General features: G+C 45.9%; 5 protein-coding genes and 1 pseudogene. 3 read left to right on the top strand and 3 right to left on the bottom strand.

The window, feature by feature from the left end; all coding sequences use genetic code 11:
- The 3 genes and pseudogenes from A3750_RS24805 to A3750_RS04075 form a co-directional block, all read right to left on the bottom strand.
- Positions 1 to 134, bottom strand: a pseudogene (locus tag A3750_RS24805) (ferredoxin); the annotation flags it as partial.
- A 138-nt stretch (positions 135 to 272) separates the two neighbouring features.
- Positions 273 to 2954 carry a DNA mismatch repair protein MutS gene (gene mutS, locus A3750_RS04080; RefSeq protein WP_197466297.1) on the bottom strand — a complete coding sequence of 894 codons (2682 nt, stop codon included), beginning with the start codon at positions 2952 to 2954 and terminating at the stop codon, positions 273 to 275.
- Positions 2955 to 3412: 458 nt separating this feature from the next.
- Positions 3413 to 6163 (bottom strand): peroxidase family protein, encoded by a 2751-nt coding sequence (locus tag A3750_RS04075; RefSeq protein WP_068456151.1) that lies wholly within the window; start codon positions 6161 to 6163, stop codon positions 3413 to 3415.
- A 388-nt stretch (positions 6164 to 6551) separates the two neighbouring features.
- On the opposite strand from A3750_RS04075, the gene A3750_RS04070 reads away from it, so the two are divergent.
- The 3 genes from A3750_RS04070 (at position 6552) to A3750_RS04060 (ending at position 11207) form a co-directional block, all read left to right on the top strand.
- Positions 6552 to 9179 (top strand): LuxR C-terminal-related transcriptional regulator, encoded by a 2628-nt coding sequence (locus tag A3750_RS04070; protein ID WP_068456154.1) that lies wholly within the window; start codon positions 6552 to 6554, stop codon positions 9177 to 9179.
- A gap of 165 nt (positions 9180 to 9344) precedes the next feature.
- Entirely contained in the window at positions 9345 to 9779 is a 435-nt protein-coding gene (locus tag A3750_RS04065) for a hypothetical protein (RefSeq protein WP_068456157.1), read from the top strand.
- Between the two features lie 90 nt (positions 9780 to 9869).
- On the top strand, positions 9870 to 11207 hold the full coding sequence (locus A3750_RS04060; RefSeq protein ID WP_068466098.1) for a TolC family protein: 1338 nt from the start codon (positions 9870 to 9872) through the stop codon (positions 11205 to 11207).
- Positions 11208 to 11220: the final 13 nt, after the last annotated feature.

The following is an 11220-nucleotide window of genomic DNA, read 5'->3' as shown; positions in this document are numbered from 1 at the left end:
AACGCGCAGTCTATGCACTCATCTGGATCGATAACCAAAAAGTTCGGCCCCTCATAAAAACAGTCTACAGGGCATACTTCAACACAGTCGGTGTACTTGCACTTAACACAGTTATCGGTCACTACAAAAGTCATGGGCGTATCTAACCTTGATTATTAAAAACGTTGCGCGAACTAAAATTATTGTGGCTTCTCGCGAAGCTTTGCAATTCTAGCGATGCACTTATGTTGGTTCAAGAGCATTCCGTTATTTCATTATAACGCTTTGCTGTTTTAATTAAGTTTTGTTTTTAGCTCATAGAGCAAATTTAGTGCATCCCTGGGGGACAAAGCGTCTATATCGATCGATTTTAGCTGCTGCTCTATGGGGCTGGGCGCGGTTGCAAACATATCCGCCTGAAGGAATTCGTCATCACTGTTGGCAAGAGCTGGTTGTCCACTTTTCTGTGCACATGCAACGTTTTTTGCCTGAGCAGAGGTGGAATCTTGCCCGTAATCTTTGTGTGAACCAAGCTCTAATTGCAGCAGCTTTTGCTTCGCGTGATCAACTACCACCTGCGGTACGCCGGCTAATTGTGCGACTTGTAGTCCGTAGCTCTTGCTAGCGGAGCCATCGAGAACGTTATGGAGGAAGATAATTCGGTCATCGTGTTCGGTTGCCTTTAGATGGACGTTCACAACATTGCCTAATTGCTCGCCCAATTCTGTCATCTCAAAGTAATGCGTCGCAAACAGAGTAAAAGCATTTACGTTGTTTGCAAGGTGCTGGGCAGACGACCAAGCAAGGGATAAGCCATCAAATGTACTGGTACCTCGCCCAACTTCATCCATTAGCACTAAGCTATTTTGTGTTGCGTTGTTTAGTATGTTGGCGGTTTCCGTCATCTCAACCATAAAGGTTGAACGCCCGCCCGCTGTATCGTCTGCACTGCCCATACGCGTAAATATTTGATCGATAGGGCCGATTGTTGCGCCGTCAGCTGGCACAAAACAGCCGCAATATGCCAGTAAAGCGATAATTGCCGTTTGGCGCATGTATGTGGATTTACCGCCCATATTGGGACCAGTAATGACCAGCATCTCGCGTTGCCGATCCATGTAAACGTCATTAGGAACAAAAGGCTCGTCAATCAAGCGCTCAACAACAGGGTGTCGACCTGCATCAATTTTAACCAGCTTTTCGTCAACCAGTGTCGGCTGAACATAATTGAGGTTGGATGCACGTTCTGCGAAATTCGCCAAAACATCAATTTCTGCAAGTCCGCTTGCGCATTCCTGTAATGGGTGGAGTGCCTCGTTTAGCTCTTCGATTAAGGTCTCGTAGAGCGCCTTTTCCCGGCTCAAGGCACGACTTTTAGAGCTCAGCGCTTTGTCTTCAAATTCTTTTAGCTCTGGCGTGATGAATCGCTCTGCGTTTTTAAGCGTTTGCCGGCGAACGTAATGTACCGGTGCTTGATCGCTCTGCGCTTTGCTAATTTCAATAAAGTAACCGTGAACGCGGTTGTAACCTACTTTGAGAGTGCTAACTCCCGTTTCTTCCCGCTCTCGAGTCTCGAGATCTACAAGAAACTGACCTGCGTTCTCACTTATGTCGCGCAGCTCATCAAGCTCGGGATCGTATCCAGGCTTAATGACGCCACCATCCCGAACAACGACCGGCGGGTTATCAACTACAGCAGCTTCAAGTTTTTCCGCTAGAGTGGGGTGTTCCGAAATTCGGGCCTTCAGCTGAGATATAAGCTCTGACGTCAGTGGCTTGAGTGCGAGTTGAAGTGCTGGCAAGATCGCCAACGTATCTCTTAGCCGAGTAAGGTCTCTTGGTCTCGCAGAGCGAAGAGCGACGCGGGCTAATATTCGTTCGATATCACTTACGTGTTTTAATTGCTCGCAAACGACATCGAACTGGTAGTCACTCAGGAGTTCCGCAACGCTGCTATGGCGTAACTCTGCTACCTTTTTTAAACGCGTCGGTTGATTTAGCCAACGGCGCAACAGGCGACTTCCCATTGCTGTGTGACAATGATCAAGCACCCAGCTAAGGGTATTGGTAGAATCGCCTTGCGTTGTTGAATCAATCTCAAGATTCTTTCTACTTGCTGCATCAATGAGTATGCTGTCTGACAGGGACTCTTTGCTCATTGAAGAGATGTGCGATAACTCGTCGTGTTGGGTATCTTTAACGTATTGGAGGAGTGCGCCAGCTGCGCCAATGGCGACGCTAAAATCATCGCAACCAAAACCACCAAGGTCTTTTGTTTTAAAGTGCTTTGAAAGTAGACGCTCACAAGAGTCTAACTCGAAGTGCCAAGGACCCTGTCGGCGTAAAGAAGTTTTAAGGCCGAGTGAATCTTCATAAGGGAAATCGTCGCTCACCAGCAGCTCGGCAGGCTTAAGGCGATGCACTTCAGCGATCAAGTTGCTTAAACCTGATACCTCAGTTAAATGGAATCGGCCAGATGAAAGCTCAAGCCATGCTATACCGAATACATTGTCTTTGTGAGTAATCGCCCCAAGCAAGTTCTCCGATCGCTCATCCAAAAATGCTTCGTCAGTCAGTGTGCCAGGCGTAACAACGCGAACCACTTTTCGCTCTACGGGGCCTTTACTGGTCGCTGGATCGCCAATCTGCTCAGCTACTGCGATCGATATGCCGCATTTTACAAGCTTCGCGATATAACCTTCCGCCGCATGATGGGGTACGCCGGCCATTGGAATTGGCTCGCCGCCGGACTTGCCGCGCGCTGTCAGCGTGATGTCGAGCAAATGAGACGCGGTTTTAGCATCGTCATAAAACAGCTCATAAAAATCCCCCATGCGATAAAACACAATTTCATTGGGGTGCTGCTCTTTAATCTGAAAGTACTGCACCATCATAGGGGTGTGCTGTTGTTTACTCGGCTTGGATGACGGCTTTGCTAGAGTATCGTTAGGGTTATTTGCTGCGGAATCTGTCATGTGCGTTATTTGGATCGTGGTTATGCAAGTTGTGAGTGTTGATATTGATCGTGCTGCTTGATCTGTCTTAGCTTGGCTTAAGATTTTTTCTTGGGAATGTCGCCATCATTGCAAATACAAAAAGGGCGTTTTTTTACCGAGGTTGATAATACAGAATTGGTGCTCAAAAGTATCGCTGAATAAAAGGGGCGAAAAGAACTTGTGCCTCTCGTTCGATTATCGGTATTGGATGTGTCGGTAGATAAGAGCTGCTGTGGTGCTTTAGCCCTAATTGGCAGGCTTGCGCAAACATGCGTATTGAGTAGGGCGCTTTCTGGCTATTTTGTTTGATATCAAATCAAAAAAAGCCTCGCTAGGGATTAAGCTAGCGAGGCCGGTAAAGGCCCCGACGAAAGACTAGGGCGTTTACTATGCGGTCTCACGGAATAGACGCATAGTATAAAACTGGTCGAATTAGACTACTGATCTTCGACCCGCTGATGCCTGAAGAAAACGCCACCGTCACCAAATGAAGAGCTGTTAAATTCTGATGTCGATTTTATGGTCCCCACTTTTACAGCGCTACTTCTTCGATCCCTTGCGTACTTGTTATGAAAGTACGGAAATATAGAGGTTCTAATGTTTTTGGAGGTAGCATAAACGTCGTAAATGGGGGTGCCCACCGGCAGCAACTCAAGATCGTCTCGGAAATCATGCGATGCGCTCTCGAAAAGCCCCTTAACCTCAGCTCTAGGTACGAAGTAGATTTGAGTTGGTGATACAACGGAAGCCTCTTCGCTACCATCTGCTTTAACCTTCGCCATCTTTCCTACAGAAAGCGTGGTTGGTTTTGTTGAAACTAAAGAGAAAAGGGCGGTAGTTCCCAATGTTTCGTTTATTTCTTTATCAACGTAATTGGATAACTCGTTCAAGAAGAAATCATGATTATCGTCTTGGCCTGAAAGAGTGAAAAGGGCGGATACGTTACGCGAATTTTTACCGTCAACGAATACCTTCCACGCTAAGCCCGGTGCGAAGCCTCTGTCATTCGGATCGCCCGTTACTGAGAGTCGCAATAATCCACATTCGGCGCCCTTGAATACGCCAGTGTATGGGTGGTTGTCGGTCGCTTCGAATGCAACCGTCGCCATTGAACCATAAGCATGAATTGGCTTTTCATACCCAAGGGGAGCAACATCGTCTTTACGATTTACCTTTTCCCATAGTACCGAGTCAATAAGGCCTCCAATGTCTACGGGCTCCAAATCAGGACGTTCGCCTGGTTCGTACTCTGTTCGTTGCGCACCATTGGTCCAAAGAAGTGATTCCTTATCGCAGGCAGCCCACTGTTTGTAGTCTTCCGGGATTTTTAGATCCCATGGTTTGAATGCATTTTCAACGCCGGTGAGGCTAAAATCTAGCGTCGGGAAGTGACGGCGAATAACATCAATCATTGTGTTGCTTTCAACCCAGTCGATTCCGTCCTGCGTATATACTTCCGGCGTATAGCTTTCTGTAAAAAAACGGTCCGTCATGAGACGACGAGATGCATTGAGGATGAAGACTTGGAAAGCTGTCTCACCAAAAGCAAAGCCATCTGGACGAATAGTTTCTGCAAGCTGACCAACGAGTGCGTCTATCTGCTCAATATCGTTGTTATATATGCGTTTCAACTCGGCAAGGGTCGTAGGCTCAGTAGTTAGATCCTCAAACTTGGTAATTGGATTAAGCCCAATTTGACGACGAAACTCGTTGTAACGTGGTATTCCGCGTTCACGGTCTCGTATTATGTCGATCGTTGCCAAATCAATATCGCCAATTAGCGGCATAGAAAGATTACGCAAAAACTCTGGGTAATTATTGAGTGTCAGCGAACCAGGGTTGGTGATACCGAACGAGTACCATAGTCGATCGCCTCCTTCTGTGACGAGAATGTCTTCTGCATCACCGTCACGAGTGTTTTCTAGAGGAATGCTGTTGGCAACAATATTTGAGCCAATATCATAGACATCGACTGCATCCCTGAGTAGCGGGTGCATTCGATAGACCGCGACAAATTCTTCGGTGAGGGAATACGGAACCCCATAGTTGTTTGGTTTTGCCTGACCAACTAAACCACCTAGGATATGGTCGATAGATCCGGGTGTAGCAATTTTCTCTGCTTTTTCAGGGTCGAAAAGTGCGATTGTGTTGACGATCCAGGAGCTAGGCCCCTTCAGGTCATCAGAGATGTTCTGAATAGTGTCGCGTGTTTCTGGATCGCGTGTGATGCCCCACCAGTTGGATTCCATCGATAGCTCAAGTGCAGGGTTTTGGAGTAATGCAGGGGTCCATTCTACGGTATGAATTTTTGCCATGAGCGCCGAATTGACGAGGCGGGCACGATCGTACAGCCACTGATCTGACGCTTCGGGGTTCGTTTGTTTCAAGCGTTCGGCAATAGCATTGTGCTCTAGTGTAAAGAGTTGGTGCATCATGCTTAATCCGAGCCACCAGTTATCGTTGAACCCGGTAATTGGTACACCGCTCCAAAACTCGTTCGGTAGGGTGCCGTCGCTCTCTACGATTAACTTACCATCGTCAAAAGAACGAATGCTGTCACTGGTTGCCTTATCGCTGCCATATAACTGTGAACCATCCCACCAGTGGGTATTGACGTTTCGATAGGTTGGTGGAAGATCTGCATCACTTTCAGACCGGTCTAAATCAGGAGTCGTCCTTTCTATCTCGAGAACACCATTCCCGAGAGGATCGCCATCAGGCAGCTGTACCAGAATAGGATCATTGCTTGTATTTGCGCCGTGGCTTACCCAGTCATGAACCATGAACTGTATCCACGCTGCAGCGATAAAATTGATGCTCGTTGCGGGCTTAAACTCCTCGCGCGCCATCAGGCTGTTACTAATCTCTCTAGGGTTGGGCGTTAGTAGCGTATTCGCCTCGGTTTCTCCCTGTGCCGCCTCAAGTTGTACGTTGCGGCCAAAGCGTCGGTAAACCGAACCTTCTGCTGGGTTTTCTAAGATGTTACAGGTTCCATCCTCGGTTCTTGCTGTTTTGGACCGGTCATCACATACAATCGTGCTATTGATTTGCTCAAGATCCTCGGTAGGGATCATGTTGTTCTCTAAAAGTTCGGTACGCTCCAAACCGATTGAAAGTGCCGCAGCGGCTACTCCCAAAGTTCCGAGCTTGGCGAGTGCTGGCCAAGTTACCCATACTGAATTAAACATTTAGTGCCTCCGATATTTTTGTTTTAGTTCGTTTGCTAGGTCTTAAATCTTTAAAGAGAGATACATATGTTTCCTCTTACAACTAAGTTCCAGAGCTGGCGTTCGGAGCGGTAATATCTTATGAGCTTGTTCGATATGCACCTATCCGAAAGAGGGGGGGTGAAGAATTTTCCGAGAACTGAGGTTATAAAAAGTACATTTAATACAATGTGTTAGGGTGCTTATGCTCTTGCTGCGTAGGCTGGAAGGAGATGGCCGAAGTATGCTCTTGTTCACATTTGAATAAATAACTTCCAATTAGGGATGTAGATCTATTGTTGCAAAAATAATACTGAGTCAATGTATATAGCAATAACGACTGTATGCTGAAAATAATAAAATAATAATTATGACAAACTATATTCTTCGACAAGACCTCTTAGCACTTTTAAAGAAAGGGCGCGAGCACCCTTTAACACTCACTGTCGCGCCAGCCGGATCCGGCAAAACGACGCTTCTTGAACAATATAGGGCACATTTAGCTCAGTATGAGCCAAACACTAAAGTCTGTTTTTTAAACGTGTCGGATCGACATAATGACAACAATGGGCATAACTTATTTGTCGAGATGTTTGAAGCGGTCAAAAACATCATGCCTCTTTGGGATGAGCAGTTTTTCAGTCTCTACAAGGATGATCGAGAAACAGATCCAAGCTTATTTACCCAGACGTTTCGCCAAGCGCTCAATCAATTTGAGTGCCCTTTACTAATAGTGCTCGATGATTTTCATGAGATCAAATCGACACAGGTTCATCATATTATTAGTAAGCTGATCGATAGTCTGCCAGATCACGTGAATCTTATTATTTCCTGCCGCGATTACCCCGAACTACCGATCACTAGAATGAAAATTAATGACCGAATTTTTGTTTTAGATAGTCACGATTTTAAACTTAATAAAGGCGATTTAGAGCGCTTGAACTGCGCAATTGGAGCTCCCCAATTGGATGCTGGCCAAGTTGTTAAACTCTTAGATAAAACCGATGGGTGGTTTGTAGGCGCAAAAATGGCGCTTCTTGCTTTTGACAAAGCCAATGAGGGTTCAATCGATTCGTTTGATGGCACACAGCTGGAGTTGCTCGATTACTTTGGGCAGGAGGTCGTTCATCGCCTAACTCGTGAACAGAAAGATTTTGTTCTCGCAACTTCGGTTTGTAATGCATTCAATCGCGATATTTGCGAGAACGCTTTGATGGTTAATTCAGCAAATGCCGGATTAGAAGAGGTGAGAATGCAGGACCTCTTCCTAAGGCCTGATCCTCAACGCCCAGGTTGGTATCGGTATCATCCACTGTTGAGGGATGTTTTGTTGAGTATGTTGGAGCGTCAGAAGGGCCGCAGTTATATCGCAAAATTACACCTCTCCGCATCTCGTTATTTTATTAGAATCGGAGAATTAACCGAAGCCGTCTATCATGCAAAGCTGACCGCTGACCGGGACTATCACCTTATGTTGCTTGGCGAGGCTTGCAGTAAGTGGGTAAAAAAAGGCGATCTAGAGCCTGTAGTACAAGAGCTGAACGACTTGTCAGATGATGATTTTACTGCAAACAGCCAGCTTCTGATCTACCAATTGTATGCTCTGATTTTCTCGCGACGGTTTAATCAGGCGTCTTATTATTTAGATGTTTTAATAGGTATTTCATCATTGCAGCATGAGCGACATCTAGCTGCATATTGTGTTTTCTTTCAACGTATTCTTTCTGTATTTCAAAATGACTCCGAAGTTGAAAAGTATTCTCCTCTAAGATCCGATGGGGCGACCCAGACTCCGGTGGAGGTGAGAGCTTTTGATAAGGTTCTTGATGCGTATTTTCTGATGTGCCATGGCCAATTAAACAAAGCATTTAGAATGGCTAGCGAAGTTCAATCAGACCTAAAGCATATGTCTCATGATCTGTTCGATAGCTTTGCTACGCCGATCATCATTCTTTGCGATCGTTACCTTGGTCGAGGAATAGAAGCGGTTCAGCATATGTCTAAAGTCTTTAATCCCATTCGGCATGGAAATAAAACGCCTCGCTGGGTCAATTTGGCGACCGGAATGATGGTGGTTGAATACGAACAAAACCAGCTCAAAGCGTCAAAGTCTTTGGGGGCGGAACTCGTACCATTGGTAAATCATGCATGCGCTACCGAAGCTGTCGTAATGGTGTATCTGTATAGCTCACGAATAATGCACATCGAAGGTGATAGTCCTAGGGCAGCAAGATTGCTTGAGCAGTTAGAGCGGATATTATCGTTAGGCGATAATCTGAGATTTAGTAGCCAAGTCGTACAAGAAAAAATGCGCCAGGCATTTACCATGCAGGATAAAGCGGAATGTCACTTTATATACGAGCGGTATTCTCTGTCTGAACATCTAGAGAAGGGCGCGCTAGGCGCATCAAAATATTATGAAGAGTGGCGTGAACGACTCTCATTAGCTGCCGTTTACTGGTTGATTTCAAAGAACCGGCTGAAGCAGGCAACAGAATTATTAATTGAGCTGGCTGATGCTCTAGATCTCCAAGGAGTGAAACTAAGAGCTTTGGTTGCTAGGAGTAACCTCACCACGCTGCTTTTTCTGCAAGGGAACGCAGATTCCGCAGTAAACGCTTTAATTCGCCTAATAGACCGATATGGCTTAGTGTGTTTCTCACGTAGCGTATTCGACGAAGCGCCAGGAGTAGTCGATGTATTTAACGCTGGAATTGCCCAAGGAAAGCTAAAATTACCCCCGCTTTTTTATGAGACATTTGGCGAATTATTACAGGCCAATGGTTTGGAAAAGCATGACATAAAAATTAAGCGGATACTGACGGATAAGGAACTTGGAATTTTCGAGCTATTACTCTCTGGGGCAACGAATGAGGCGATTAGCGAAGAGTCTGGAATTGCGGTCTCGACAACCAAATGGCACTTGAAAAATATCTATAACAAGCTCGGTGTAAAAAATCGCACCGAAGCCGTCAGTATCGGCCTCACGCACTCTTAATACTATTTTTGCCCTGGGCTAAGGGAACAACAATCCTAAGTAAGTAATTGGGTGCTTCGACGCTTTTTCGACGCGCAAGGATAATTGGTTAGCAATTTATTGAACTAACTAGATCTTTTGGGTCAAAGACTTGCGTCTATCGACACGCTATGGCAACTTTAAGACATGATCAGAACCAAATATTTAAGAACAATTGCATTGCTCATCTCGTGTGCACTCGCTCTAGGTGGAGTCGCTCCGGCGGTGGGTAAAGTATTGTTTGCTGGTTTTGATGATGCTGTAGATGGCCCGGTACCGGTCGCGGTTCAGCGGGAAATGGCGCATTGTGATCAGTCAGAGCAAAAAGTAGCGCCGCATTATTCTTTCTCGCATCATGAAAATGCCCTGTTGTCAGACAAAGTTAATGTAAACGATAGCCTCACGGTCGACTGTTGTGAAGAACAATGTTTATGTGGACAGGGTGGTTGTCATCAGTCACTAAATGTTTCTCTCTTGAATTCTTTGTTCACTCCAGACCTATCCGATCACTCGCATAGTTTGAGCATGTCATTTTATCAGCCTCCCTCATTTGAGCACTCCAACCCACCTCCAATTTCCTAAGTTAGCGCTATAAATCCGTCTGCCGCAGTTAGCTTTGATTTAAGGCTTAAAGCGTTCAGGTGAAATATTGATTAACTTTTGGAATGAACAATGTCTCGGAATAACTCGGTCAAATGCCGCCTTCATGGTTTGCTATATCTGACTTTTGCCTTTGGAGTGCTGTTACAGCCGTGGGCAACCGCACATGCGCAAGCGGCGAACAAATCAGCGCTAACCCTAGATGAAGTCTTAAATACCGCGAAACAGCACGATTTCAAGCTTCAACAATTTGAGCAGCAACAGCTTAGGTTTACAAAGCAAAGCGAGGGGGCTAATTACCTTCCTGACCCAGTTGTTTTCGCCGGGATGCAAAATCTTCCGGTTGATACATTTGCATTCGACCAAGAGCCGATGACAAATCTCCGTTTAGGCGTGCGCCAAATGTTCCCCAAGGGCGACAGTCTCGAGTTGAAAGAGGATAGCGCGAATCTACAATCGACTATCCAACAGTATGGCGCAGACGAGTATTGGAGAGCACGTAAAAAGACCATTGAGCAGACGTGGTTCGAGGCGCTTTTTTGGCAACAAAGGCTGGCGCTTTTAGAAGTAGATCAGGGGTTTCTCGAGCAAATGCGCGACTTTATTAAATCGCTTTACGAAGTTGGCTCTAGAACCCAATCAGATCTAATCGGTGCTGAGCTGGAATTGATTAAGCTTAAAGAGCTGTCGATATCAGCAAAACAGAGTTATGACTTGCACCGAACAAAGCTTGATAGCTTGGCGAACCAAACGTTGCGCGACGCCAGCCTTTCGCCCAATGAGCGTTATACACAAGTCGAGATTGATCGTTTGCTCAATATAAGAGTGGGCAAGGATAGTTTTACACTTCACCCCCGCATACTCAGGCATGAAGCAAACCTGGCGCTTTCGAAAACGCAAGTAAGCCTGCTTGAACAGGATTTTGAGCCTTCTTGGGGGGTCGAGGTAAGTTATGGCTTGCGAGATGGACAAAACCCTGACGGCTCTGATCGACCTGATTTTTTCTCTGCAGGAATTAGCGTTGCAGTGCCATTTTTTTCGGAAGGCCGACAGTCTTCGAATATCGGCGCAGAGAAACATAACATGTCGTCAATTGCGCTGCAGAGGGATGAAGAAGCACTTGGTATTTACTATGCGTTCCTGAGTCAGCAACAGCAGCTTCAAAGGACTGCTGAGCAACGAGAGCTTTACGTAGATCAAATTGTTCCAACTCTCATCGATCAACGAGCAACAGCGCAGCAAGCGTATGAATCAGACGAAGGGAGTTTGCAGCTAGTGATCAATCTGTTTCTTAAAGAACAAGACGCAAAGGTGATGGTTGCGCGGTTGCGTACACAGGAAAATAAGCTTGTGTCGGAGCTGAACTATTTCCTTGGCACAAATGAAACTGAAAAGGTAGGGAACGAATAATGTTTAAGAATGG

The sequence above is a fragment of the Oleiphilus sp. HI0079 genome, assembly GCF_001635105.1.
The sequence above is the reverse complement of the archived record's forward strand: the minus strand, read 5'-3'. Positions and strand labels throughout refer to the sequence as shown.

Bases quoted from the DNA above. Each gene is read 5' to 3' on its own strand.
- mutS (WP_197466297.1), bottom strand. From the start codon at position 2,954: ATGACAGATTCCGCAGCAAATAACCCTAACGATACTCTAGCAAAGCCG.
- A3750_RS04075 (WP_068456151.1), bottom strand. From the start codon at position 6,163: ATGTTTAATTCAGTATGGGTAACTTGGCCAGCACTCGCCAAGCTCGGA.
- A3750_RS04070 (WP_068456154.1), top strand. From the start codon at position 6,552: ATGACAAACTATATTCTTCGACAAGACCTCTTAGCACTTTTAAAGAAA.
- A3750_RS04065 (WP_068456157.1), top strand. From the start codon at position 9,345: ATGATCAGAACCAAATATTTAAGAACAATTGCATTGCTCATCTCGTGT.
- A3750_RS04060 (WP_068466098.1), top strand. From the start codon at position 9,870: ATGTCTCGGAATAACTCGGTCAAATGCCGCCTTCATGGTTTGCTATAT.